The 23,200-nt window shown below is 59.3% G+C and carries 26 protein-coding genes; 8 read left to right on the forward strand and 18 right to left on the reverse strand.

Annotation, left to right across the window (positions count from 1 at the left end):
- Position 1 precedes the first annotated feature (1 nt).
- The 5 genes from RGR602_RS01580 to RGR602_RS01600 form a co-directional block, all read right to left on the reverse strand.
- Entirely contained in the window at positions 2-1,099 is a 1,098-nt protein-coding gene (locus tag RGR602_RS01580) for an imelysin family protein (RefSeq protein ID WP_039843641.1), read from the reverse strand.
- The gene (locus RGR602_RS01585; protein ID WP_039843642.1) at positions 1,099-2,637 is read right to left on the reverse strand and encodes a di-heme oxidoreductase family protein; all 1,539 of its coding nucleotides are present in this window, start codon (positions 2,635-2,637) and stop codon (positions 1,099-1,101) included. Before RGR602_RS01585 ends, RGR602_RS01580 begins: the two co-directional genes overlap by 1 nt.
- Before the next feature lie 46 nt (positions 2,638-2,683).
- On the reverse strand, positions 2,684-3,955 hold the full coding sequence (locus RGR602_RS01590) for an imelysin family protein (protein WP_039843643.1): 1,272 nt from the start codon (positions 3,953-3,955) through the stop codon (positions 2,684-2,686).
- A gap of 229 nt (positions 3,956-4,184) precedes the next feature.
- On the reverse strand, positions 4,185-5,474 hold the full coding sequence (locus RGR602_RS01595) for an RsmB/NOP family class I SAM-dependent RNA methyltransferase (RefSeq protein WP_039843644.1): 1,290 nt from the start codon (positions 5,472-5,474) through the stop codon (positions 4,185-4,187).
- Positions 5,475-5,618: 144 nt separating this feature from the next.
- Positions 5,619-5,930: a septal ring lytic transglycosylase RlpA family protein gene (locus tag RGR602_RS01600; RefSeq protein ID WP_223843996.1), complete on the reverse strand. Its 312-nt coding sequence runs from the start codon at positions 5,928-5,930 to the stop codon at positions 5,619-5,621.
- On the opposite strand from RGR602_RS01600, the gene RGR602_RS38005 reads away from it, so the two are divergent.
- Positions 5,830-6,129 (forward strand): hypothetical protein, encoded by a 300-nt coding sequence (locus tag RGR602_RS38005; RefSeq protein WP_223844033.1) that lies wholly within the window; start codon positions 5,830-5,832, stop codon positions 6,127-6,129. The two genes, RGR602_RS01600 and RGR602_RS38005, sit on opposite strands and share 101 nt — an antisense overlap.
- 256 nt (positions 6,130-6,385) lie before the next feature.
- On the opposite strand, the gene RGR602_RS01605 is transcribed toward RGR602_RS38005, so the two are convergent.
- The 3 genes from RGR602_RS01605 to RGR602_RS01615 are packed head-to-tail and all read right to left on the reverse strand — an operon-like array spanning position 6,386 to position 9,120.
- Complete coding sequence (locus RGR602_RS01605; protein WP_039843646.1) at positions 6,386-7,258, reverse strand: SDR family oxidoreductase; 873 nt, start codon at positions 7,256-7,258, stop codon at positions 6,386-6,388.
- On the reverse strand, positions 7,258-8,415 hold the full coding sequence (gene queG / locus RGR602_RS01610) for a tRNA epoxyqueuosine(34) reductase QueG (RefSeq protein ID WP_039843647.1): 1,158 nt from the start codon (positions 8,413-8,415) through the stop codon (positions 7,258-7,260). Before queG ends, RGR602_RS01605 begins: the two co-directional genes overlap by 1 nt.
- A 12-nt stretch (positions 8,416-8,427) precedes the next feature.
- On the reverse strand, positions 8,428-9,120 hold the full coding sequence (locus tag RGR602_RS01615; protein ID WP_022713395.1) for a glutathione S-transferase family protein: 693 nt from the start codon (positions 9,118-9,120) through the stop codon (positions 8,428-8,430).
- A gap of 149 nt (positions 9,121-9,269) precedes the next feature.
- Here RGR602_RS01615 and RGR602_RS01620 point away from each other — a divergent pair, with 149 nt between their 5' ends.
- Entirely contained in the window at positions 9,270-10,070 is an 801-nt protein-coding gene (locus RGR602_RS01620; RefSeq protein WP_039843648.1) for an undecaprenyl-diphosphate phosphatase, read from the forward strand.
- Between the two features lie 51 nt (positions 10,071-10,121).
- Here the strand turns inward: RGR602_RS01620 and RGR602_RS36830 are convergent, their stop codons facing one another.
- The 7 genes from RGR602_RS36830 to dnaN all read right to left on the reverse strand — a co-directional run bounded on the left by RGR602_RS36830 (position 10,122) and on the right by dnaN (position 15,127).
- On the reverse strand, positions 10,122-10,274 hold the full coding sequence (locus RGR602_RS36830; protein ID WP_027510599.1) for a hypothetical protein: 153 nt from the start codon (positions 10,272-10,274) through the stop codon (positions 10,122-10,124).
- Positions 10,275-10,553: 279 nt separating this feature from the next.
- Complete coding sequence (locus tag RGR602_RS01630; protein WP_039846586.1) at positions 10,554-11,534, reverse strand: complex I NDUFA9 subunit family protein; 981 nt, start codon at positions 11,532-11,534, stop codon at positions 10,554-10,556.
- A 111-nt stretch (positions 11,535-11,645) separates the two neighbouring features.
- Entirely contained in the window at positions 11,646-11,933 is a 288-nt protein-coding gene (locus RGR602_RS01635) for a DUF1330 domain-containing protein (protein ID WP_039843649.1), read from the reverse strand.
- A gap of 80 nt (positions 11,934-12,013) precedes the next feature.
- Entirely contained in the window at positions 12,014-12,706 is a 693-nt protein-coding gene (pyrF, locus tag RGR602_RS01640) for an orotidine-5'-phosphate decarboxylase (protein ID WP_039843650.1), read from the reverse strand.
- A 1-nt stretch (position 12,707) separates the two neighbouring features.
- On the reverse strand, positions 12,708-13,295 hold the full coding sequence (locus RGR602_RS01645; protein ID WP_039843651.1) for a histidine phosphatase family protein: 588 nt from the start codon (positions 13,293-13,295) through the stop codon (positions 12,708-12,710).
- A gap of 1 nt (position 13,296) precedes the next feature.
- The gene (pmtA, locus tag RGR602_RS01650) at positions 13,297-13,890 is read right to left on the reverse strand and encodes a phospholipid N-methyltransferase PmtA (protein WP_039843652.1); all 594 of its coding nucleotides are present in this window, start codon (positions 13,888-13,890) and stop codon (positions 13,297-13,299) included.
- Positions 13,891-14,008: 118 nt separating this feature from the next.
- Complete coding sequence (gene dnaN / locus RGR602_RS01655) at positions 14,009-15,127, reverse strand: DNA polymerase III subunit beta (RefSeq protein WP_039843653.1); 1,119 nt, start codon at positions 15,125-15,127, stop codon at positions 14,009-14,011.
- 243 nt (positions 15,128-15,370) lie between these two features.
- On the opposite strand from dnaN, the gene rsmI reads away from it, so the two are divergent.
- The 4 genes from rsmI to RGR602_RS39345 all read left to right on the forward strand — a co-directional run bounded on the left by rsmI (position 15,371) and on the right by RGR602_RS39345 (position 19,132).
- Positions 15,371-16,291 (forward strand): 16S rRNA (cytidine(1402)-2'-O)-methyltransferase, encoded by a 921-nt coding sequence (gene rsmI / locus RGR602_RS01660; RefSeq protein WP_039843654.1) that lies wholly within the window; start codon positions 15,371-15,373, stop codon positions 16,289-16,291.
- 390 nt (positions 16,292-16,681) lie between these two features.
- Complete coding sequence (locus tag RGR602_RS01665) at positions 16,682-17,185, forward strand: cupin domain-containing protein (RefSeq protein WP_039843655.1); 504 nt, start codon at positions 16,682-16,684, stop codon at positions 17,183-17,185.
- 94 nt (positions 17,186-17,279) lie between these two features.
- Positions 17,280-18,227, forward strand: coding sequence for a glutathione synthase (gene gshB, locus RGR602_RS01670; RefSeq protein WP_039843656.1), 948 nt, complete (start codon positions 17,280-17,282; stop codon positions 18,225-18,227).
- A 491-nt stretch (positions 18,228-18,718) separates the two neighbouring features.
- The gene (locus RGR602_RS39345) at positions 18,719-19,132 is read left to right on the forward strand and encodes a hypothetical protein (protein ID WP_318299793.1); all 414 of its coding nucleotides are present in this window, start codon (positions 18,719-18,721) and stop codon (positions 19,130-19,132) included.
- Between the two features lie 228 nt (positions 19,133-19,360).
- On the opposite strand, the gene cysK is transcribed toward RGR602_RS39345, so the two are convergent.
- The gene (gene cysK, locus RGR602_RS01680; RefSeq protein WP_039843657.1) at positions 19,361-20,323 is read right to left on the reverse strand and encodes a cysteine synthase A; all 963 of its coding nucleotides are present in this window, start codon (positions 20,321-20,323) and stop codon (positions 19,361-19,363) included.
- Between the two features lie 133 nt (positions 20,324-20,456).
- Entirely contained in the window at positions 20,457-21,074 is a 618-nt protein-coding gene (locus RGR602_RS01685; protein WP_039843658.1) for a LysE family translocator, read from the reverse strand.
- A gap of 102 nt (positions 21,075-21,176) precedes the next feature.
- Between RGR602_RS01685 and RGR602_RS01690 the strand changes: the two genes are divergently transcribed.
- Positions 21,177-21,737, forward strand: a complete 561-nt coding sequence (locus RGR602_RS01690) for a cysteine hydrolase family protein (protein WP_039843659.1) — start codon at positions 21,177-21,179, stop codon at positions 21,735-21,737.
- On the opposite strand, the gene RGR602_RS01695 is transcribed toward RGR602_RS01690, so the two are convergent.
- A complete protein-coding gene (locus RGR602_RS01695) occupies positions 21,724-22,620 on the reverse strand; it encodes a DMT family transporter (RefSeq protein ID WP_039843660.1) in 897 nt (298 codons plus the stop codon). The two genes, RGR602_RS01690 and RGR602_RS01695, sit on opposite strands and share 14 nt — an antisense overlap.
- Positions 22,621-22,727: 107 nt before the next feature.
- On the opposite strand from RGR602_RS01695, the gene RGR602_RS01700 reads away from it, so the two are divergent.
- Entirely contained in the window at positions 22,728-23,192 is a 465-nt protein-coding gene (locus RGR602_RS01700) for an Lrp/AsnC family transcriptional regulator (protein WP_407692036.1), read from the forward strand.
- Positions 23,193-23,200 lie beyond the last annotated feature (8 nt).

The following is a 23,200-nucleotide window of genomic DNA, read 5'->3' on the forward strand; positions in this document are numbered from 1 at the left end:
CTCAGTCCCCGTCGGAGAAGGAGAAGCCGGCCGAAAGGCCGATCGCGCCGCCATATTCGTCGCTGATGCGGGTGATCAATTCACGGCTCGTCGCCAGAAATGCGTCGAGCTTGGCTTTCTCCGCATCGCTGGTTGCCACGTCGATATCCGGATTGAGCTTCGGGACGGTATCAAGCAGGGTCTTGAAGTTCGCCTCGATTGCATCAGCAACGGGCTTCTTGTCGGCAGGCAGAAGTTCCGCCATTCCGGCCTTCTGCCAGAGCGTACGCAGTCCCTCGAGGTTTGCCGTCATCGATTTCCAGGTGTTTTTCGAGCGCCAGTAGATAGCCATGCGCGGGCGCGGAGCCGTGTCATCCCGGCCTTTGTAAAACAGCTCCAGCCGCTGATCGCGGACGGTTTCGACGCCGTGGACAAGAATACCGAGAAGCGCGGTCACCGCTTCCTTGTTATCCATGAAATCTTCGCTTTGGGGACCGGGACGTTTCCAGCTTGCCTGCACGCCGTCCGGCTTTTCCCAAGCCGCAACGACTTCGCCTGCCTCGCGCTGGATATTGCCCGCGACAGCAGCGCCGTATTGGCAGCGGAACCCGTTCTTTTGTTTGAGGAGATCGTCTGAGCCGTTGCCGTAAAGCACGTATTCAAGCGCCGTCAGACCCTGCAAGGCGACACTTTTTTCCCCGATCGCGTCGACCGTTGCATCCTTCGGGTCGGCCTTGGCGAGCAGTGCCTGTACCTGTCTAAGGCCGACGCCCTTTCGATCTGGGAAGAAGAGGATGTGTTCGAAGAGATTGTCGTGCATCACCGGGCCGGTTTGCACGATCTCGATGATCGACCAATAGCGGATCGTATCGTCGAAAGCAGATTTGGCCTTATCTAAAGTCTGCTGTGTGCCACCGTCGCAGAGGTCCTTCATCGCCGTCGTCAAGCGTGCGGTAGACTGTTGCATGTTGCGGTAGCCTGGACGGATCACCTCGTCGACGGCCCGCGCCATCACGCCAGGCACCGCTTCCTCGTTCAGCCCCGTCGGCGTCGACGCAGTCTGTGCAATTGCCGATGACACGAGCATGAATGAAAGCACGAGAGGTTGCCAAAGGCGCATTACAGGGACTCCAGGAATCTGATCAGGGCCTCTCTATCGTCTTTCGGCAGAGAGGAGAATGCATCGCGGGCTTTCTCGGCTTCGCCACCGTGCCAGAGGATCGCTTCGGTAAGGTTTCTGGCGCGGCCGTCGTGGAGGAAAAAGCTGTGTCCGCTGACAGTCCGGGTCAGTCCTATACCCCATAGCGTCGGCGTGCGCCATTCACGTCCGCTTGCGTGGCCTACTTGCTGGCCATCGGCAAGACCTTCGCCCATATCGTGCAGCAAGAAATCCGAATAAGGCCAGATAAGCTGAAAGGACTGAGCGTTTTCGGCAGCATCCCTACGTGTGACGAATTTGGGTACGTGGCAGGATATGCAGCCGGACTGATAGAAAAGTTCCTTACCCCTCAGCGTCTCGGGGAAGCTTGCCTTTCGCCGCGCCGGTACGGCTAGATTGGCCGAATAGAAGGTCACGAGATCGAGGACAGGCCCGGGTGCCTCTTCATTGCCCAGGCGCTTTTGAATGCCGGTCGGCATTTTTTGGCATTTTAACTCGGCCTGCATGCAATCCCCATGTGCATCCGGCCGGTCGGGCGTCGATATGCCGATGTCGCTGGAGAAGGCGGCAGCGCTCTGGTCGCGCACAGTTGCATTCTGTGCCTTCCACCCGAAGCGGCCAAGGGTGACCGCGCCTGTGCTATGATCACGCACGATGGCAGCCTTGCCTGAAATGCGGTTACCATCTTTGTCGTTGGGGTCGGCATGCGCGAGGATGTCGGCGGCTGGAATGGCTTCGATGAGGCCGAGCCCGATCATCGCCGGGGCGACGCGCGGCGATATCGTCGTCGATGGATCGAGCGGGCCGTAGGCAAGATCCTTCACTTCGTAGGTCGGCGCGCGCAATGAGACTGTTTCTCCGCCGGCAAGCGTAACGGTCTTTTCCGCATAGCGAATGGCCATCTTCCCTTCGGCGGCGAGGCCGGGCACGGCAAGGTCCTGCAACTGATGACCATAAGTAGGGTCCGGGAAATTGACGGCGCTCGCATTTGCGATCGTCGCTCCTTCTTCCGGTGTCGCCGCTGCTCGTCCAAGGCGAAAGAACATCGATGTGGCGCTGACGCCGCCTTCCGGTGGCCTGCCGCGTCCGTCGTTGACGTGGCAGCTCATGCAGGAGCGCGCATTGAAGAGCGGCCCGAGGCCATCCGACGCCTGTGTCGAGGATGGCGCGGAAACCCAGAGCTTCTTGAAGAGTGCATTGCCGAGCTTGAAGTTCTGCTCTTCCTCGAAGGGGATGTTTGCCGAGATATGCGAGAAGGAATCCTGCGTAACCGGATCGACCGATGTGGCGGCACCCGCCTGCATCGCCTCGTATGGCTCGGCTTTGGAAAAATCACTAGCCGGGCGCGTCACGGCCTCGACGCGCTTCAAATCGGCATCGGAAAGATCGGTGCGTTTGGTCGGGAGATTAAAACCGGCGGCAAAGGCCACCGGAAGGCCGGCAAGCGTGGCGCAGAAAGCAGCGCAGAGAAAAACGCGACGAGCCGGATTATGGATCATTTCAGAGTTCGGGCCGCTTGAGTTTGGAAGCGGCCCGCCTTTTTGCTTATTGGAAGACAGCGTCAGGCTTATCCAAGCTGTCGGAACCTTCAAGCTGAACCGTGCCAACATCGAGTGCGGCGATAACACGCTGGATCGACTTTGTTTGGTCAACGAGACCGTCGACAGCGGCTTGAACGGCGGCGTTGCCGTCCTTGTTGCCTTCGGCGATCATCTGATCGTACTTCTCGACCGTCTCGCCGCGTTTTGCCATGGCGTGCATTGCATCAAGCGTCGTCTTCAGCTTGCCCGCGACTTCGGTATCGAGTGCCTTGTCTTTCGCGGCAACGAGATCGTGCAGCGACGGGCCGGTCAGCTTCGTTCCATCGACGCGGGTATATTCCCCGGTGTAAGCGGCGGCGATGCCGATCGCATCGTTGAGATGCGAGTTATAGGTGTTGTCGGAGAAGCAATCATGCTCCTCTTCCGGATCGTGCAGCAACAAGCCGAGCTTCATGCGCTCGCCGGCGAGTTCGCCGTAGGAAAGCGAGCCCATGCCGGTCAGAATCGCGACGAGACCCGCCTTCGGATCGGCTTCGACGTTCTTCGTCGCAGCACCGTCAGCCACCCAATTGTCGGTCATTTCCTGCAGGTCGGAGACCAGCAGCGTGGAAACCGACTTCAGATATTGGGCGCGGCGATCGCAATTGCCATGCGTGCAATTCTTGAGGTCGTAATCGGTTGCCGGGCGGCTGCCTGCTCCCGGACCGGTGCCGTTCAGGTCCTGGCCCCAGAGGAGGAATTCGATGGCATGGTAGCCGGTCGCGACATTGGCTTCGACGCCGCCTGCTTCCTGCAGCGTGCCGGACAGGAACTCCGGCGTCAGCTTGGAAGCGTCGATATCCTTGCCGTCGATCTTGATCGTCTTGTTGGCGATGACGTTTGCAACATAGAGCGCGTTCTCGTCGCTCTCCGCGCCGTAGGAGGCATCGACATAATCGATCAGGCCTTCATCGAGCGGCCAAGCGTTGACCTTGCCTTCCCAGTCATCGACGATCGGATTGCCGAAGCGGTAGACTTCCGTCTGCTGATAAGGAACACGGGCCGCAAGCCACGCATCCTTGGCAGCCTTCAGCGTCTCGTCGTTCGGCGTTTTCAGGAAGGCGTCAATCGCCTTGTCGAGCGCCTTTGCGGTGATCAGTGAGTCCTCGTATTTCGCATGCGCCACTTCGGCATAATGCTTCACGACGGCCGCAGCATCGGTGTCGGCGAGAGCCGGGCTGGATAGGGGTGCTATCGCCAGCGCCAAAGCTGCGCAGAAATTCTTGTTGAGCTTCATGATCCTCTCCTATGACGGATATCCGTCTGAAATCGCCCGAATCTCTTCGCGCAAAAGAAAACCAGTGTCAAACACTCTAGTTTGGAATGATTTTAAGAATGGAACTTGTTTAAAAACGCCAGTTCAGAAAGGACTTTACTTGGAAAAGGGCGGAAAATTGAACTGGTAGCGTGCAATTGTTCGACTTCTGATCTGGAGGTCCGGCGCAGGCGCCGTCACATCAGGCGTCTTAAGCTTTACGCCGCATCCGGCAGAAGAAGAAGCCGTCCGTATCGGTCGATGCCGGTGTCAGCGTAACCGTTTCACCATCCGACGAACGCGGGCGCGGTGCATTCTTGCCGAAAAGCTCATCCCAGGCAGTCAGGGCGCTTTCGATGGAGAATGCCGGATTTTCGGCGGCGAAGCGTCGGACCTGTTGTTCATTCTCCTGCGGGAGCACGGAACAGGTGACGTAGATCAGCTCGCCGCCTGGGCGCACGAAGGCGCTCGCCTGCTTCAAAGCATCCTGTTGCTGGCTCGTGCGCTCGTCGAGGTTCTTTGCCGTCAGCCGCCATTTGGTATCGGGGCGGCGGCGCCACGTGCCCGTGCCCGTGCAGGGGGCGTCGACTAGCACCTTGTCGCAGCGAGCGCGCAGGCTCGAAAGCGCCTTTGCATCGTCATGCACTTGAACATTGCGCGTACCGGCGCGCTTCAGGCGTTCGATGATCGGCGCAAGGCGTTTGCGGTCGGCGTCATAGGCATGGATCTGGCCTTTGTTGTGCATCGCTGGCGCCATGGCAAGCGTCTTGCCGCCGCCTCCGGCGCAATAGTCGAGCACCTGTTCTCCATCCTTCGGCAACACCAGATCGGCAACGATCTGCGATCCCTCGTCCTGAACTTCGAACCAGCCTTTTTGAAAGGCAAGCTCGGCTGTGACGTTCGGAAGCCGTGAGGCGCCTTCGCCGGCGGCAATCCGGATGCCATATCGCGCGATCTTCGCTTCATGAGCGCCGGCTCTTTCAAGCGCTTTGACCGCCTTTTCGCGGCTGGCCTTCAAAATATTGGCACGCAGGTCGAGCGTCGGGCGGGAGGCGAGCGCCTGTGCTTCGGCAAGCCAGCTATCGCCGAATGCCGTCTCGAAGGAGGGTTGCACCCACTCGGGAATATCACCTTGGACGTGGACAGGCGCGGAGGAAAGAGCCCGGCTCTGGAAGGCTGTAAGCGCTGCATCGGGCAGCGAAGGCGGCGCGAACCTATCGTCGGAGAGTTCAGCGGCAAGCGCTTCCGGCGTGAAACCCCACTGTCGGAACATGACGGCATAGGCGATCGCCAGCGGGCTGTCGTCGTCCATCAGAAACCCGTGCGAAAGCCGCATGCGCAGCGCATCATAAACGATGTTGCCGATTGCAGCACGATCGCCAGAGCCGGCGAAACGATGCGCAAGGCCCCAATCCTTCAGCGCGTCGGCGACAGGTCTCTTGCGCTGATCGATATCAGCAAGAACCGAAATCGCCCCCTCGAGGCGGCCGCCCAAACGCATTCACGAAACTCCTGTTGCCACGGACGTGTGCACTATCCGCGGGAAGCGTGACTGACGCTGCGGATAATTTCACAAGTCTCAACCGCGTGGTAGCCGCGATTGACGGCAAGAGCAAGCGCCGTCCGGCGCAGGTAGCGGACGCCTTTAGCTGGCGGCGACGACTTCGTAGCAAACCTTGGCGGTACCGGAGCGGACCATGCCGATGTTCTGTGCGGCCGCGCGCGAAAGGTCGAGAACACGGCCGCGGATGAACGGGCCACGGTCATTGACGCGAACAATAACGCTGCGGCCATTGTTGCGGTTGGTGACTCTAAGCTTGGTGCCGAAGCGGAGCGAGCGGTGAGCGGCAGTCAAAATGGCAGGATTCATACGTTCGCCGGAAGCGGTTTTGGAATGCAGTGCGTACCACGAAGCACCACCACATCCGGCTGCAGCAAATCCTTCGGCAGGCAGCATGAAAGAACAAGCTGCAATAGCTACGGTACTAATTATAGAACGGCCGATATTCTTCAAAACGGATTACCCCTCAACTATTGAACTTGCGCCTTTACGGGCGGCGGGGCTTAAATCCGGCGAAAAGTGGCAAAAAAGTGCCGCCGATTATCACGGAATGTTACAGTATGTAATATTTGTGAATCTTATGAATTCGACTTGAAAAAGTGCAGTTGTCGAGAAAGTGGAAAAAAGATAAGAGAATCAGGTAAAATTAGAACGATTTTTTCTGCCGCAGCGCCCCGACCTGCTATGTTGCGAAAGTAACAAAAATAATTTTCCGATCTTGCCACAATTGATGCCTCATTTGCGCAAATTTAGAGGCCGTTAACCATAATACGGAGCGAAATTCAGATCGCGAGAATGCCAAAGTAGGAATTTTCTACTCATTTCGAATGCATCGGAATGGCCTGTTCGAGTTAACCGCGCCACCGTCCGCTCTGCCACAATTGCGCAAGCGACATCGGGTAATTCGGGAAGGAAAAGGTGTAGCCCGCGGCTTTCAATTTGGCGTTCGAGACACGTTTGTTCTCGCCGTAGAAGGAGCGTGCCATCGGCGTCAGCTCGGCGGTTTCGAAGGGCTGTTCAGCAGGCGGCTCGACATCCATCAACCTCGCTGCTTCGACAATGACATCCTGCGGCGGGCCGGGCAGATCATCCGTCACGTTATATATACCGCCAAGGCACCGGTCTGAGAGGTAGCGCGCCGACGCGCCGATATCCTCAACGCGGATGCGATTAAAAACCTGATCCTTCTTGATCAGGCGGCGGGCCGTGCCCCGGTTTAGATTGACGAAAGCATTCCGGCCCGGGCCGTAGATGCCCGCCAGCCGCAGTACGGCGGCCGGAATACCGAGGTCCTTGCCGAGCGCCAGCCACGCATCCTCTGCCTCGAGCCTTTCCTTCGATCGCCCGGAGACAGGAACGCAGACGGTCTCTTCGCTAACCCACTCACCCTTGTGGTCGCCGTAAACGCCAACGGTGGAAAGATAGCCGATCCACTGAAGCGCCGGCATCATCTTGCCGAGCTGGCCGCCTGCGAGATTGATCAACGGGTCTCCGACTTCCCGCGGCGCGATCGATTGGACGAGGTGTGTGACGCTTTCCATAGCGCCAAGCAAGGCGTCGCTGATTATCTCGCCGTCGAAAATGAAGGCGTCGATCCCTTGGCTGCGGAGGAGCTCTGCCTTGTCGGCCGATCTGGTAGTGCCGGAAATGCGGGCGCTTCCGGCTGAGAAAGCCTTGGCAATCGCGGTGCCGGAATAACCGCAGCCGAAAATCATCACATGCATCACACCACTCCCGCCAATTGCCATTCCGCAAGTACGCCGACATCAGTCTCATCCGGCCGTTGTGCCGCAAAGACGGCAAATTCGCCAGGCTCCATCAATCGCGAAAGCGCCCAGATTGCCATGCCGCGAACTACCGGAGAAGCGTCGGTGGCCAGCCATCGGCATTGATCGGCGAGGCTGCGATCACCGGAATTGCCGGCGGCGATCAATACATTGCGGATAAAGCGGGCTCTGCCGATGCGCTTGACCGGCGAGCCGCTGAAAAAAATCCGGAAAGCCGCGTCGTCCAGCGTCAGGAGAAAGGCGATCGACGGCTCTTTCAGGTCGTCGCGCGCCTGCAACTTCATTTCGGATGCCGAGACGGCAAACTTGTTCCACGGACAGGCGGCAAGGCAGTCGTCGCAACCATAGATCCGGTTGCCGATCAGCGGCCGGAATTCGAGATCGATCGGACCTTTGTGCTCGATCGTCAGGTACGAGATGCAGCGCCGGGCGTCGATCTGATAGGGCGCCGGGAATGCATTGGTCGGACAGGAATCGAGGCAGGCGCGGCAAGAGCCGCAGTGATCGATCTCAGCGTCGTCTATATTGAGATCGGCTGTCGTGAACATCGAGCCGAGAAAGAGCCAGGAGCCGTGGCTGCGGCTGACCAGATTGGTATGCTTGCCTTGCCAGCCGAGACCTGCTGCTGCGGCGAGCGGCTTTTCCATCACCGGTGCAGTGTCGACAAAAACTTTTACGTCGGCCCCGGCCCGTGCTGCAAAGCGGGTCGCGATCTCCTTGAGCCGTCCCTTGATGACGTCGTGATAGTCGCGATTGCGCGCATAGACGGAGATTGCCGCCTTGTCCGGCTTTTCAAGAATATAGCGTGGGTCTTCCCCCGGGCCGTAATTGAGGCCGAAGACGACGATGGATTTCACATCGCTCCACAGCGTGCGAGGATCGCCGCGGCGATCGCGCGTTTCAGCCATCCATTCCATCGTGCCGTGACGTCCGGCATCGATGAACTCGCCAAGCCGTTCCTTTGCTTCGGGTATCGAATCGGGCCGCGTGATACGACAGAGCTCAAAGCCGAACGTTGCCGCCTGGGCGCGAACAAAGGCGGTCAAATTGTCGCGGCGCTTGCGTTCTTTATCGTCTGCTATGCGTTCGGGCATCGAAAGCCCTCGTCAGAAATCCAGGTCTGCGTAGTGAGAGACCGGTGTCAGTCCACGCACCCGCTCTGTCAGCAGCGGGCGGAAGGACGGCCGTGATTTCATGCGCTGATACCAATCCTTGGCGATCGGCGATTCCGTCCAGTCGATCTCGCCCAGATAGTCGAGGATCGATAGCGAAGCGGCCGCAGCGAGGTCGGCATAGCTCATGCGATCTCCTGCCAGCCATTGCCGCGAACCGGCAAGCCAGGTCAGGTATTTCATATGCTGGCGGATGTTGGCGCGCGCCGTGCGCAGGATCTTCGAATCCGGTGCTCCGCCGCCCTGATCTGCGCTCATCTGCAGTTTATACACGCGCTCGCGCGCCAGGGGCCGCGTTACATCCGTCTCCATCTTCTGCATGAACCACTCACCGAGGCGGCGGATTTCCGCGCGTTGGAAGGGATCTTCCGCGAGAAGACGCCGGTCGCGCTTCAGCACCCCGTGCGTTTCATCGAGATATTCCGAAATGACAGTCGCGCCGCAAAGAGCGCGCATGCTGTCGTCCACGTAGACCGGCAAGGTACCGGCAGGATTGAGCGCCAGAAAATCGCGCCGCTTTTCCCAGGTCTGCTCTTCAATGAGATCTGCCTGAAAGCCATACTCGCTCAAAATCAGCCGGACGAAGCGTGAAGCGGATGACATAGGATGATGATAAAGCGTCGGCATCGATACCCGAATCGTTGATTTCTCGCGGCATGCTCTGGTGCACTCAAGTTCATAGCGCCCTAGTCATGACTCATTCGTTGCAGCTATAGGAGCTTGGCCCCTTCAATACAAGCAAATCGGGCCTGGCCCCGCCTCACAAGGGATAAAACATGGCTGATATCTTTAGTGCACTCATTCTAGGCCTTATTGAAGGCCTTACTGAATTCATACCGGTTTCCTCGACGGCCCATGTCCTGCTCGCAGGACATTTCCTGGGCTTTCGGTCGCCGGGCAATACATTTGTCGTTCTCATCCAGCTCGGCGCGATCCTTGCGATTCTTCTCGTCTATTTCAAGCGGCTGCTGAGCCTGGCGCTTGCGTTGCCCCGCAGCGCGCGGGCGCGGCATTTCGTCCTTGCCGTACTCTTCGGTTTTCTGCCTGCAGCCGTTATCGGCGCAATTGCGCACGACTTTATCAAGAACGTGCTCTTCGAAACGCCGATGCTGATCTGCGTCGTCCTCATCCTTGGCGGCCTGGTTCTCCTTGCCGTCGACAAGATCCAGTTCAAGCCGAAGTATCATGATGTGACGGAGTTTTCCTTGCCGATGGCGCTGAAGATAGGGTTCTTCCAGTGCCTGGCAATGATCCCGGGAACATCCCGCTCGGGCGCCACGATCGTGGGCGCGTTGCTGATGGGCGCCGACAAGCGCTCTGCAGCCGAATTCTCGTTCTTTCTCGCCATGCCGACGATGGTCGGCGCCTTTGCTTTGGATTTATACGAGAACCGCAATATGCTGAGCTTCGATGACGGCATGCTCATCGTCATCGGCTTCGTGGCGGCTTTCGTCTCGGCGCTCCTCGTTGTCCGAGCGCTGCTCGATTTCGTCTCGATCCGGGGCTACGCGCCCTTCGCCTGGTGGCGAATCTTCATTGGCGCGGCAGGCCTGATCGGCTTGACGTTGTTCGGCTGATTTTCAGATATTCGACATCCGGGGCGGCTCCGGAAAGAGCCGGCCCTTGCCTCAGTGGTTGAGAGAGGCTGTGGAGCAGGGATCGATGCCATAAGCCGGCGCGCAGCCGCCCTTCACCGCTGCGACCGAGCCGGGCGCAATGAAGGATCCTGCGAGGATAACCAGTGCCGCACACGCAAAAAGAAGCGCGATTGACTTGCCCATCGAATAAAGCCTTTCAAGTCGATTTGGCGCGCCGCAAATGACGCTGAGTCCGTTTCAGGACGCGCGGGGTGTGTAGTCAGTGGAATGGCAAATAGCAATAAACGTTGCTGCTAAATGTGGCGTTAATTTCACTAAATTTCTAATGCGTCTTTTATGCAACGCCGTTCCGGCTCGGCGCTATAGAAAGCACGCGAAACTTGCCCCGTTGCCTGAAAGAAGCAAAAAGAAAAACGCCGTCTGTGAGCAAACACAGCGGCGTTCAACCAATGCGATAATTTCTCAGGCTGCTTTTCCCGAACCCGTGTACTGACCATGCGGGCGGTAACGCACCAGGTACGATGGCAGTACGGACGTCAGCATTGTCGGCGTGACGCCCAAAGCCTTCAACGTGAGGCCATCCGTTTCGGCCTTCGTTGAAACGACATTGTCGCGCTTCAGCAGGCGAACCTGGTCGGCCGTGATCGGGGGCTTAACGAAGGGAACGAGCGAAGCGACGCTGCCGATCAGCGATGCGATGCTGAAAGGAATGGAAACCAGCCGGTTTTTGCGGGCGGTGATCTTCAGCATGACCTGAAGACATTCGCGGAAGGTGAGCACTTCCGGACCGCCGAGTTCATAGATCGTCCCGCCCGCAGCCTTGCCCTCGACGGCGCGTGCCACGGCTTCTGCCACGTCCTCTACGTAGACCGGCTGCAGCTTCGTCTTGCCGCCACCGATGAGGGGAAGCACTGGCGAAAGGCGAGCCATCTCCGCAAATTTGTTGAAGAAGCCGTCTTCCGGCCCGAAAACGATCGACGGACGGAAGATTATGGCATCCTTCTTCGTCGAAAGGATTGCCGCCTCCGCGCGGCCCTTGGTGCGGGCATAGCTGGAATCCGAATTGGCGTCGGCGCCGATTGCCGAAATATGGATGAGCTTCGCGCCGGATGCCCGGGTGGCTTCCGCCACGGCGCGCGCACCGAATTCCTGCACCGCATCGAAGGTGTTGCGGCCGGCCTCAAAGAGCACGCCGACACAATTGATGACGAAGTCGGCACCCTCGACGGCGCGATCGATCGAAGTGCGGTAGCGCAGGTTCGCTTGGACAAAAGAAATCTGGCCGACATTGCCGAGCGGCTGCAGAAAACCTGCGAGATCCGGCCGCCGCACCGCGACGCGGATGCGATAGCCGCGCTTTGCGAGGGCGCGCACGATATGCCTGCCGAGAAAGCCAGAACCTCCGAACACGGTCACGAGCGGCGGCAGGTTGGCAAGGGTCATGGCAGGCTCCTCGAAGGCTTGGATGGACGCGTTGATCGGCACTCGTATTAGCCGAAACACGGCGCGACGGAAAGGTCCATCTTGCCTGAGCTTCGCAGGTGCAAAGAGTGCTCAGACGCCTTCTACAACCACCATTTCCGCGTCGGCGACTTCCTGGCGGATCTTGGCGGCAATCTGGTATTCCGGGGAGTTGTAGCAATCGACCGCGGCCTGCATGGACGGGAATTCGATGACGACGTTTCGGGCTCGCGATTTACCTTCAAGTTCGGTGATTGCACCGCCGCGGGCGAGGAAGTTTGCGCCGTATTTTTCAAAGGCCGGCTTAGCTGCCGCAACGTAATCCTTGTAACGCTCGGGCTCGCGCACATCGACGCGTGCGATCCAGTATCCTTTTGCCATGGTTTTCTCTTCCTGTTGACGGTTGTCCACGTCATCCAAATCGCTGATATGTTCACCTCAGCCGCGTCCGTCGCAAAGCGTCAGAGCGCGGCTTCCATCTCTGCAAGAATGGCGCGTGCCGCTTCCTTCGGATCGGGCGCCTTGACGATCGGGCGGGCGACGACGAGGTGGCTTGAGCCGGCCTTCAGCGCATCGGCGGGGGTCATGACACGCTTCTGATCACCCCTTTCACTACCTGCCGGGCGGATGCCGGGGGTGACGATTGCCATTCCAGGTCCGACGATTTTCCGAACGGCGGCGGATTCTTCCGCGGAGCAGACGACGCCGCCCATCCCGGCGAGCAGCGCCTGTTCGGCGCGACGCAGCACCAGGGTATGCGGGTCGTATTCGTACCCAGCGGCGATCAGATCCTGTTCGTCCATCGAGGTAAGGACGGTCACGCCGAGCAGGCAGAGTTCGGAACCCTTTGCCGCTTCGACGGCAGCCTTCATCGCCTTGGGATAGGCATGTAGCGTCAGCATGGACATACCCATCTTCACGATGTTCTCGACGCCGGAAGCGACCGTGTTGTCGATATCGAGCAGCTTCATGTCGAGGAAGATCTTCTTGCCGCTCTGTGCGAGATCGCGTGCGAATTCCAGACCGCCGGCGAAGACGAGCTGATAGCCGATCTTGAAGAAGACAATGTCGTCGCCGAGCGTCGAGACGATCTGTTCCGCCTCGCCAAGTGTCGGAACATCCAGCCCGACGATCAGCCGCTCGCGTGCGTTCATCTCACATCAGTCCCTGCCAGTTTTCCATGGGCGTCCAGTCGCATGATAAGCGCCGGTCTGCAAGGCTGAAACAATAGAGATTGCCGCCGCCGGGCGGCTGATCGCGATCGCGCGCGATGACGCGGCTCTCAATATGGCATTTCAAGAGCGTGCCGACCCCGCCATGCCCGACAAAGGCGATCGGCTCGTTCGGATCGTGATCGGCGAGAACCGCTTCGACGGCCGAAACGATGCGCTGCTGAGCATCGGCGGCGCGCTCCCAGCCTCTGAAACTCTCTAGCGGATGCGCGAAGAACCAGTCGGCAGCTTTCTCGAATTCCGGAGGTGGCAGGAAGCCCGTTGCGGACCGGTCGTTCTCATGCATGCCATGTCGGATCTCGATTGCCACGCCTGCCGTCGCAGCCAGTATTTCCGCAGTCTCGATGGCCTTCGTCTCGTCGCTGGAAATAATACGGCGCAGTTTCCTCGCCCAGCGGCTTTCAGCCGCCTTGCGTGCGCGAGCCTCGCCGATCTCGGATAAACCCCATTTGGGCACCGCGACGTTCGGATCGATTCTCACTTGCGGGTGGGTGATATACAGCCCGTACATATCAGCTGCGTCGGTAGATCCAGAGCTGGGCCGGAGGGATATTGCGGACGATGAAATCGAAATGCTGGATGTGGTAGCGCTCCGGCCGCGCGATGATCGGCGAGACCGGACCATAGGAAATCTGCACGACCGGCCTGCCTGCCGGAATACGGTCGAGCAGGCTTTCCAGAAGCGCAATTCGCGCCTGCATCGGGAAATTCAGCAGCGGCACGGCCGAAACGACGGAATCGAACGTCTGATCCTTGAGGTCGCCGAGCGTCTTGTCGAGGGCGAAGGCGTCGCCATTGATGAAGCGGACACTGGGGTAAAGGCGGACGAGATGCTCGTAAAAATCCGTCGAATATTCGATGGCGACGAGATTTTCCGGCTTCACGCCGCGCCCGAGGATTGCCTTGGTGATCGCGCCGGTGCCGGGACCGAGTTCAAGAACCGGGAGGCCGGAATTCAGGTGGATGACGCTTGCCATCTTGCGGGCGGTGATCGAGGAGGTGGGAACGATGGAGCCGACAGTTTTCGGCCCCTGCATCATGCCCTTGAAGAAACGGATCTCTTCATCGAACTTCTTGCCGAGCCGTTCTTTCAGCCGCAACGCCATGCCGTCCTCCACCAATAATATACCAAAACCGCTAGCTATCTATTTGCCATCCTCTGGCGCAAAAACAAGCCCAAACGTCGCAATCGGCAAACTTTACCGCGGCAAATGCGACGTGCGTTTACACGCGCATCGGCATCAGAACGTAAAGTGCATCATCGCCGGCGGTATCGCGAATGAGCGTCGGCGAGCCTGCATCGGCAAGCAGAAAAATCGCCTGATCGCCGGAAAGCTGGGCCGTGATATCGAGCAGATATTTGGCATTGAAACCGATTTCCATGGAATCCGTGTCGTAACCGACGGCAACTTCTTCCGTCGCGCTGCCAGAATCCGGATTGTTGACGGTGAGCAGAAGCTGGCCGTCTGAAAGTGCGAGCTTCACGGCGCGACCGCGCTCGGAAGAAATCGTCGAAACGCGGTCGACAGCCTGGGCGAATGTCGTGCAATCGACGCGCATTTCCTTGTCGTTGCCGGTGGGGATCACACGCTGGTAGTCTGGAAATGTGCCATCGATGAGCTTGGAGGTCATGACGATCGAGTCGATGCCGAGGCGGATTTTGGCGTCTGAGACTTCGACGGTGACCATCGCATCGGGATTGTCGACGAGCTTTTGCAGTTCACCGACCGTCTTGCGCGGAATGATGATGCCAGGCATGCCTTCGGAGCCGGAGGGCGCCTTCACGTCGGCACGCGCGAGGCGGTGGCCGTCGGTCGCTACCGCGCGCAGCTTCAAGTCGCCGTCGCTTTCGATCGTGTGGAAAAATATGCCGTTTAGATAGTAGCGCGTTTCTTCGGTCGAGATCGCAAACTGCGTGCGGTCGATCAGCATCTTGAGATCGGCTGCCTTCAGCTTGAAGGAATGCGTGAACGTGCCGGCGGTCAGATCGGGGAAATCGGATTCCGGCAGGCACTGCAGCGAGAATTTCGAGCGGCCGGACTGGACAGCCATCGAGCCGCCGTCCGTCGATGTTGCCAAAAGAACTTCCGAACCATCCGGCAGTTTGCGCACAATGTCGTAAAGGAGATGCGCCGGAACCGTTGTGGCGCCGCCCTGCTCGACATTGGCAGGCGTGGCTTCGGTCACTTCGAGATCAAGGTCGGTCGCCTTCATGTCGAGGTTCTGGCCATCGGCGCGCAGCATGATATTGGACAGGATCGGGATCGTGTTGCGACGTTCGACCACCCGGTGAACGTGGTTCAGCGACTTCAAAAGGTTTGACCGCTCAATAGTTATACGCATGGGATGCTACCGCTTTCGACCGTTACTGCCCCAGCGCGCAAAACGCGCCGGAAGATGCTGTCCGGCTCCGGGCCGGAGGAGTGGACAGGCAAAATGGCAGAACTTTGCTGACGAATGCAAGGGGTGCGAGACGCAGCAGCGCTGCAATTGCCGTTTTCCGGGACAATGCGCACAGAAATCCGAACACTTGCTGCGGGCCAAACCCCCGCGCATAAAGGCAGAGAGCCAAAGGAGCCATCGAAATTGAATAATGAGGAAACAGCGGGCGAGGGCGGCAGGCAGCGCGGCTATCGCTTGCACAATGTCGCCATCCCGGCCCGCCCGCTGGAAGCGGCGCTTTATCTTGTCGCTACGCCGATCGGCAATCTGGGCGATATCACGTTGCGGGCACTGGAAACGCTGGCGGGTGCCGACGTGCTCGCCTGCGAGGATACGCGCGTGACCCGCGTTCTGCTCGACCGATACGGCATTCAGAACCGGCCCTTTGCCTATCATGAGCACAACGCCGATGAGGCGGGTCCGCGATTGCTGCAGGCTCTGGAGGCGGGAAGGTCTGTTGCACTTGTCTCCGATGCCGGGACGCCGCTTGTCTCTGACCCCGGCTATCGCCTTGCACAGTCGGCGATCGAAGCAGGTTACCGTGTCGTGCCCATTCCGGGAGCATCGGCGCCGCTCGCCGCGCTTGTCGGCTCGGGCCTGCCGAACGACGCCTTTTTGTTTGCGGGGTTCCTCCCGGCGAAGGACAAGGCGCGGCGCGACCGGCTGGCGGAATTTGTCGCCGCTCCAGCGACGCTCCTCTTCTTTGAATCGCCTCACCGGATCGGCGCGACGCTGGCTGCCGCGGCCGACGTGCTCGGGCCCACCCGTAGGGCGTCCGTTTGCCGCGAACTGACGAAGACATATGAGGAGTTCCGGCGCGGCACGCTCGCGGAGCTTGCCGCGCATTATGCTGAAAACGCCAATGTGAAGGGCGAGATCGTGCTCGTCGTCGGCCCACCGGAAGAGCGGCCGGCGGACGAAGCGGATGTAGGGGCCATCCTTGCCGACCTTGCGACTTCCATGTCGACGGCAAAGGCAGCCGCCGAAGCAGCACGCGTCACCGGATTGCCGCGCAAGGAACTCTACCAGCGCTTGCTTGATATGAAGGCGAAGGACGGGCGGTAGCTAGGACAATTAGCCGGCAAAAGATGGATTGGCCGTGTCTTTCCGGCGCTGTGACGCCGGCATTCGTACCGAGGATCTGCGGTTGGCAGGTTCAATATGTCGAAGAACACCGCTCGTAGCAGCTCGTGCATGGCCTTTCGGGCGAACAGCCACTGACGGCGGCCGTCTCCCGGAAACGGCGCTGGCATTGGAACTGCGTTTCGTAATCACGCCGTAAAAGCTGTATTTCTTCGCCCATGATACCGGCAAGCGCATCGGTGCCGGTGCTGCGATCACTGCTCATCATCCGGCACTCTGAATGGACTGCTAAAATTTTAGCGGCCGCTTGAACGCCTCCGTTACGACTCTCTGCTATTCCGCAATGATTGGGGTAGCAAATTTGGGGGTCTAATGGCCATGAAGCTCATGCTCGCAAGCGCAGTCGCAATGGCCGCGCGTTCGCTGCCGTACGCGGTCGCGCCAACACGCGGCAGGAATTTCGTCGCACACTCCAGCGACCACCTGCCGATGAAATCGACGCCGATCAATCCTGACTGGATCGTCGATGGCAACCCGCAGGCGCGCACGGCCGAACATTCCCGCGGTCATGACGACGCATCGCTCACGGCGATCTGGGATTGCACAGCCGGCGAGTTCCGCTGGTTCTTCGGCTGGGACGAGACGGTGATGATCCTCGAAGGCGAGGTGCACGTCACCGCCGAAGACGGAACGGAACGCACGCTGCGCGCCGGCGACGTTGCGTTCTTCGCGGGCGGCACATGGGCGAACTGGCGGGTTGACAACTACGTCCGGAAGGTCGCTTTTCTGCGCAAGCCCTTCCCCAGGCCTGTGGCAATCCTCTACCGGCTTCGCAACCTTTTGCGCAGCAGCGGCCAGCAGGGTCTCGCGGCCTGAAATCCTTGATGCCCACACCTGGAAGGTCCTGATTGGCCGTTGCGTTTGCTTTGCTTGCGACCTACATCTGTCCGGCACTCACTGAGGGACGGAAATGGCCAAGATCAAGAACGTAGCGGTCCAAATGGACCATGTCGCAGGCATCAACATTGCAGGCGATTCTACTTTCGCCATGGGTCTTGAGGCCCAAGCCCGGGGCTACGCGCTTTTCCATTATACGCCAGAGCGGCTGAGCCTCAGCGACGGCAAGCTTTACGCTTCCGTCGAACCGATGCTGCTGCGCGACGTGAAGGGCGATCATTTCGAGCTCGGTGCGCCCGAACGGGTCGATCTTTCGACCATGGATGTCGTGCTGCTCCGCCAGGATCCGCCCTTCGACATGGCCTACATCACCTCGACGCATCTCTTGGAACGCATTCACCCGAAGACGCTCGTTGTCAATGATCCGGCCTGGGTGCGCAATTCGCCGGAGAAGATCTTCGTCACCGAATTTGCCGATCTCATGCCGAAGACGCTGATCACCAAGGATGCGGCCGAGGTCCGCCGCTTCCGCGACGAGATGGGCGATATCATCTTGAAGCCGCTTTATGGAAACGGCGGTGCCGGCGTCTTCCACTCGACGAGGGACGACCGAAACCTGTCCTCGCTGCTCGAAATGTTCGGCCAGCTCTTCCGCGAACCCTTTATCGCCCAGCAGTATCTTCCCGATGTCCGCAAGGGCGACAAGCGCATCATTTTAGTTGACGGCGAGCCGGCAGGCGCGATCAACCGGGTTCCTGCCGACCACGACAGCCGCTCCAACATGCATGTCGGCGGTCGCGCGGAAGCGACCGAGCTCACGGCGCGTGAAAAGGAAATCTGCCAACGCATCGGCCCGGCGCTCAGGGAACGCGGCTTCCTGCTGGTCGGCATCGATGTGATCGGCGACTACATGACCGAAATCAACGTCACGTCGCCGACCGGGATACGCGAAGTCCGCAAGTTCGGCGGCGCTGATATCGCAAGCCTTCTCTGGGATGCGATTGAGCGTAAGCGCCCATAGGATGTTCCGGCTCCGGCTCGTGGCCCCCTTCGTCTACGCCCTACAACCCTTCGCAACCTGACTGCAGCTGAGACGTGAATTTGTTCCTTTATTGTGTTGCCGATCTCCGCTCGGCGAACTCAATCTGGACGGCACGATTGCACTCGTTGCCGGCGCGCCTCCGGCAGCAATCGGCGCAAATGCGGGGGAAGGGATTGATTTTCCCTGCCGATAGCGGCGGGCGCGGAAATGGTATTCATTGTGCTGAGGAGGTCGACACCTTTAAGGCTTGTCGGCGCAGGTGTGGCGAGCAATGCAGCGAGCCAAGCATCATTCGCAGTTTTGAAGAGATTTTATTGGTGTTTTTCAAACGGTTATCTTGAACCGTACGGCATATCGAAGCGGTGCCGGGGGGCGCCGCGCGTTCTGTATATTCGATGGGGTCTCGGGTATCTGCAACAAACACTCCGGGGTCGGCGTTTAGTGGTAATAAGGTAACCGAAGGCGAACCAATGCCCTACAAGCGGTACGGCTTAGAGGAGAACTCCGACGGCACTTGGCGTGTCATCGACTACCGCGAAGGAAAGGCTGCGGAAACGGACGGAGCGATTCTCGATCGGTTGCCGCACGATACCGCGAGCAACCTTGAATTTATCCTTAACGCCCAAGAGAAGGGAACCGAGACGCGGAAGGGGAAGAGGAAAGCCAAGGCCTCGCCACGCCCAAAGGAACACCTCATGGCAACGGTGCGGTATAGCCATCGCAAGAACCTAAACATCTACTGGACGGTAGTCGATGCAGTCACCGGACAGGCGGTCGTTATCGATGGGGTGGTCATGGATATGCTCTCCGAGGAGGATGCCGAGGAGTTGGTCGAGCGGCTGAACCGCAAGGATGAGGAAGGGAAACCGTTTAGTCGTCCTTAAGTCGGCCCCTGAATGGCTGCTGTAACGGGTCGATCATGCTCCACTCAACGATGCCGAACGGATGCCGGCGGTCCGCACTGCTGCGCCACGCCGCGGAGAAGATGCGGTTTTCGAGCCTGCGGCTATCACCGTACTCAAGGTGGCGCGGTCCGATCTTATCGCCGGCGAACGGCGTCGGCCTGACGAAGGAAGGGGCGGCGCCGAAGCACCCCGATTTCAGCCGGAAGTTCAGTTTCCGAGACCCTCAAAGAGGGCAGTCGAAAGATAGCGCTCGGCGAAGGATGGGATGATGACGACGATGTTCTTGCCGTCATTTTCCTCGCGGCTGCCGATCTTGATTGCCGCCGCCAGTGCCGCGCCTGAGGAAATGCCGACCGGAACGCCTTCAAGCCTGGCGACAAGACGCGCCGTTTCCATCGCCTGCGCGCTGTTGATGGTGACGACTTCATCATAAATCTTCGTATCGAGGATCGCCGGGGCAAAACCGGCGCCGATGCCCTGGATCTTGTGCGGCCCCGGCTGGCCGCCGGAAAGAACCGGAGATTCCTCGGGCTCCACGGCGATTACCCTGATGCCCGGCTTCTTCGACTTCAGAACCTGGCCGGCACCGGTAATCGTGCCGCCGGTGCCGATGCCGGAAACGAGGATGTCGACGGCACCTTCCGTATCGTTCCAGATTTCCTCGGCCGTTGTCTTGCGGTGGATTTCCGGGTTTGCCGGATTCTCGAACTGTTGCGGGATGATGGCGTCGGGAAGCGTTGCGGCAAGTTCTTCCGCCTTGGCGATTGCGCCCTTCATCCCCCGCGGCCCCTCGGTCAATACGAGTTCGGCGCCGAGCAGCGCCAACATCTTGCGTCGCTCGACCGACATGGTTTCCGGCATGGTGAGAATCAGCTTGTAGCCCTTGGCGGCGGCGGCAAAAGCGAGCGCGATGCCGGTATTGCCGGAGGTCGGCTCGATGAGCGTCGTCCTGCCAGGGGAAATTTTGCCTTGCGCTTCGAGGCTCTCGATCATCGCGACGCCGATGCGGTCCTTGACGGAAGCAATCGGATTGAAGAATTCGAGCTTGGCGAGCAGGTTGGCCTTCACGCCCTTTTCCTTGGCCAGCTTATCGAGGCGGACGATCGGCGTATCGCCGATGGTTTCCGTGATCGACGAGTAGATGCGGCCGCGGCCCGGTTTTCTCGACATGGTGCGCTCCCTTCATGATTGTTGGGCGAGAGAATAGGGTCAAAGGCCCAAGCAGGCCAGAGGGGCTTGATCCACGGAAGGGTCGTCCGGGAGAAAAAATCCTTTGAAAACGGTGCTTTGCCGAATGATTTTTTCAGGCTGCGCGTGCAGCGATAAAGGCTGCGGTTCCGGCCAGGATGCTCGCCGCAACCCGGTTGACCGCTTGCAGCGCGCGCGGCTGTTTCAGCATCGTGCGGGCGCGCGACGCAAGCAGCATGTAAGGGATCAAAACCAAAAGCAGCACAACGAAGGTTGCGACTAAAAGTATGCCATATTCTCGAGGGCCGATGTGGTTGATGTCGATTAGTGTCGGCACGAGGGCGACGTAAAAGAGCATCGTCTTCGGGTTGCCGAGCGTCACCAGAAGGCCGGACAGGAAGGATATGCCGATGCTGCTTGATCTGCGCGCGGTAATATCCTGCGGCAAAAGACCTGCCGTCCAGAGCTTGTAGGCAATGTAGCAGAGGTAAAGCACGCCGGCGAATTTGATGAGGAGGAATATTCCGGTGAAGGTCTGCGCCACGAATGCAAGGCCGAGGATCACCGCCGTCAGGTACGTGATGTCGCCGAGAACAAGGCCGAGACCCATGAAGAAGGTCTCGCGAAAATTCGAGCCGAGCGCGCGGGCAACGATCGCGGTGATGCCGGGTCCGGGAATGATCGCAGCGATAAAAAGGGCGCCGCTATAGGCAAGCAGGGCTGCAACGGTCATCTTTGCTCTCCTCAGAGCTTCTCTTACTGATGCTACGGCCCGCTTTCAAGATGAAGTCACACGCTCGAATCAGATAGAAGTGCGCCGAAGGGGAGAAAGCCGATGACAACCGGACTGCTGCTGATCGATGTTCAGAATGCTATCTTGAAAGGCCTCGGAAGCACCAGGCGCCAGCCTTTGATCGACAAGACGCTGGACGAAACGGTGGCGCGTCTCGCAGAGGTTCTCCAAAGGGCCCGCGCGGTGAATGCACCGGTCGTCATCGTCCAGCATGACGGACACGCATCCCACCGTCTTGCGGAAGGCAGCGAAGGCTGGCAGTTGCGCGACGAGATTGCGCCTCAAGATCGCGAGGTCGTCGTTCACAAGCGCAGCTGCGACTCGTTCTTCGAAACCGATCTCCAAGCGCGCCTCAGGGAGAACGGCATCACCAGGCTGGTGGTCGGCGGCTGCATGACCCAGTTCTGCGTCGATACCACCGCGCGGCGCGCCGTTTCGCTCGGCTACGATGTGACGCTGATGTCCGATGGACATATGACGGCCGACATGGGCGAACTCCGCTTCGAACAGATCATTGCCCACCACAACGCCGTGCTCGACGAGTTCGATGCCGGCAGCCATGAAATCCGGCTTGCACAGGCAGCGGCGATCAATTTCGGATAGGTCGCAGCCAACGCCCGGGCGTCCAGCCGAGATTCATTCCCGCTGCCGCAACAAGGATGATTGCCGCACCGAGGATCTGCAATGGCTGCAGTGCGCGACCAAAAGCGAGGCCGTCCACCGCGATCGCAACGATCGGGTAAATGAAGGAAAGTGCGCCGGTGAGATGTGTCGGCAGCTTCTGGATTGCGCCGTAGAGCAGTACATACATCAGGCCGGTATGGACGACGCCCATCGCCACAAGAATGCACCACGATCCGGCCGTTGTAGGCAGGTCCGAAAAGTCGGTCACGGGCGCCAGCATGAGAATGCCGGTCGAAACCTGAATGAGTGCGATCAGGTGCGGCGGCGTGCCCTTCAGCCACTTTGCGGCAAGTGCCGCCAGCGCATAGAAGAAGGCCGCCCCAAGTGCCAGCGCAATACCCAGCCCGTAGCTGCCTGAAATGCCGCCGGCATCAGGTTTGGCTTCGATAATCGCCACCATGCCGGCAAAGGCGAGCGCCAGCCAAAAGAGTTTCGCCAAAGTGATCTTCTCGCCGAGGAATGCGGCGCCGAGCGCCAGAAGCATGAAGGGTTGGGTATTGTAGACGGTGGTCGCGATCGAGATCGATGCGTGCGAATAGGAGGCGAAAAGCAGCAGCCAGTTCGCCACGATGGCGATCCCGCCGAGCACGGCGATGCCAAAGGTTCTCGGCGAGAGAATGCCGGGCCTCAAGAATCCGAGGGCGCCGCAGATGACAAGAAGGCTCGCAGCCCCAAACAGGCAACGCCAGAAAACAACTCCGCTCACAGGCTGGCCGGACATGACGACGAACCAGCCGATCGTCCCCGAAATTACCATTGCCGCCGTCATCTCAACCGTGCCTTTGCCTATATCGTTCTGCATCGCGATCTCCTTTTGTGCTTTAGAGATTATTGTGTTTGGATGCCAATCTCTATAATCTGCAATGCGCGATAATCGAATTTCTCCTAATAATGAAAGGTAAACTCGTATTGACGGCTAACGAAGCATCTCGCCTGGACAGCATCGACCAGCGTCTCCTCGATGCGCTGGCGCAGAACGCGCGCATCTCGCTAAAAGAGCTGGCGCAGGTGGCCAACCTCTCCTCGCCAAGCGCGGCGGAACGGTTGCGAAGGCTGGAGGAGCGCGGCATCGTCACGGCCTTCACGATCGATATCGATCCGGCTGCGCTCGGCTATCCGCTACAGGCAATCGTCCGCGTCCGGCCGTTGCCGGGACAGTTGCATGTCGTCGAGCGCATCATCCAGGAGACACCGGAATTCATCGAATGCGACAAGGTAACCGGCGACGATTGCTTTATCGCCCGCCTCGTCGTCCGCTCGATGGGAGAACTCGACGGTATTCTGGACAAGGTGGCCGAAAGGGCTGAGACCAACACCTCGATGATCAAGGCTTCCCCCGTCAAACGGCGCCTGCCGCCGCTTTCGAGCCGCTGAATGGATGC

Origin of the sequence: Rhizobium gallicum bv. gallicum R602sp (genome assembly GCF_000816845.1) — a bacterium.
Lineage (GTDB): Bacteria > Pseudomonadota > Alphaproteobacteria > Rhizobiales > Rhizobiaceae > Rhizobium > Rhizobium gallicum.

Bases quoted from the DNA above. Each gene is read 5' to 3' on its own strand.
- RGR602_RS01605 (WP_039843646.1), bottom strand. From the start codon at position 7,258: ATGCATGTGATGATTTTCGGCTGCGGTTATTCCGGCACCGCGATTGCC.
- RGR602_RS01585 (WP_039843642.1), bottom strand. From the start codon at position 2,637: ATGATCCATAATCCGGCTCGTCGCGTTTTTCTCTGCGCTGCTTTCTGC.
- RGR602_RS38005 (WP_223844033.1), top strand. From the start codon at position 5,830: ATGGCAGGATTCATACGTTCGCCGGAAGCGGTTTTGGAATGCAGTGCG.
- pmtA (WP_039843652.1), bottom strand. From the start codon at position 13,890: ATGGCGTTGCGGCTGAAAGAACGGCTCGGCAAGAAGTTCGATGAAGAG.
- RGR602_RS01620 (WP_039843648.1), top strand. From the start codon at position 9,270: ATGGCTGATATCTTTAGTGCACTCATTCTAGGCCTTATTGAAGGCCTT.
- RGR602_RS01695 (WP_039843660.1), bottom strand. From the start codon at position 22,620: ATGCAGAACGATATAGGCAAAGGCACGGTTGAGATGACGGCGGCAATG.
- RGR602_RS36830 (WP_027510599.1), bottom strand. From the start codon at position 10,274: ATGGGCAAGTCAATCGCGCTTCTTTTTGCGTGTGCGGCACTGGTTATC.
- dnaN (WP_039843653.1), bottom strand. From the start codon at position 15,127: ATGCGTATAACTATTGAGCGGTCAAACCTTTTGAAGTCGCTGAACCAC.
- RGR602_RS01665 (WP_039843655.1), top strand. From the start codon at position 16,682: ATGGCCATGAAGCTCATGCTCGCAAGCGCAGTCGCAATGGCCGCGCGT.
- pyrF (WP_039843650.1), bottom strand. From the start codon at position 12,706: ATGAACGCACGCGAGCGGCTGATCGTCGGGCTGGATGTTCCGACACTT.
- RGR602_RS01600 (WP_223843996.1), bottom strand. From the start codon at position 5,930: ATGCTGCCTGCCGAAGGATTTGCTGCAGCCGGATGTGGTGGTGCTTCG.
- cysK (WP_039843657.1), bottom strand. From the start codon at position 20,323: ATGTCGAGAAAACCGGGCCGCGGCCGCATCTACTCGTCGATCACGGAA.
- RGR602_RS01590 (WP_039843643.1), bottom strand. From the start codon at position 3,955: ATGAAGCTCAACAAGAATTTCTGCGCAGCTTTGGCGCTGGCGATAGCA.
- RGR602_RS39345 (WP_318299793.1), top strand. From the start codon at position 18,719: ATGCCCTACAAGCGGTACGGCTTAGAGGAGAACTCCGACGGCACTTGG.
- RGR602_RS01615 (WP_022713395.1), bottom strand. From the start codon at position 9,120: ATGCCGACGCTTTATCATCATCCTATGTCATCCGCTTCACGCTTCGTC.
- RGR602_RS01685 (WP_039843658.1), bottom strand. From the start codon at position 21,074: ATGACCGTTGCAGCCCTGCTTGCCTATAGCGGCGCCCTTTTTATCGCT.
- gshB (WP_039843656.1), top strand. From the start codon at position 17,280: ATGGCCAAGATCAAGAACGTAGCGGTCCAAATGGACCATGTCGCAGGC.
- RGR602_RS01630 (WP_039846586.1), bottom strand. From the start codon at position 11,534: ATGACCCTTGCCAACCTGCCGCCGCTCGTGACCGTGTTCGGAGGTTCT.
- RGR602_RS01580 (WP_039843641.1), bottom strand. From the start codon at position 1,099: ATGCGCCTTTGGCAACCTCTCGTGCTTTCATTCATGCTCGTGTCATCG.
- RGR602_RS01595 (WP_039843644.1), bottom strand. From the start codon at position 5,474: ATGCGTTTGGGCGGCCGCCTCGAGGGGGCGATTTCGGTTCTTGCTGAT.
- RGR602_RS01645 (WP_039843651.1), bottom strand. From the start codon at position 13,295: ATGTACGGGCTGTATATCACCCACCCGCAAGTGAGAATCGATCCGAAC.
- RGR602_RS01635 (WP_039843649.1), bottom strand. From the start codon at position 11,933: ATGGCAAAAGGATACTGGATCGCACGCGTCGATGTGCGCGAGCCCGAG.
- queG (WP_039843647.1), bottom strand. From the start codon at position 8,415: ATGCCCGAACGCATAGCAGACGATAAAGAACGCAAGCGCCGCGACAAT.
- RGR602_RS01690 (WP_039843659.1), top strand. From the start codon at position 21,177: ATGACAACCGGACTGCTGCTGATCGATGTTCAGAATGCTATCTTGAAA.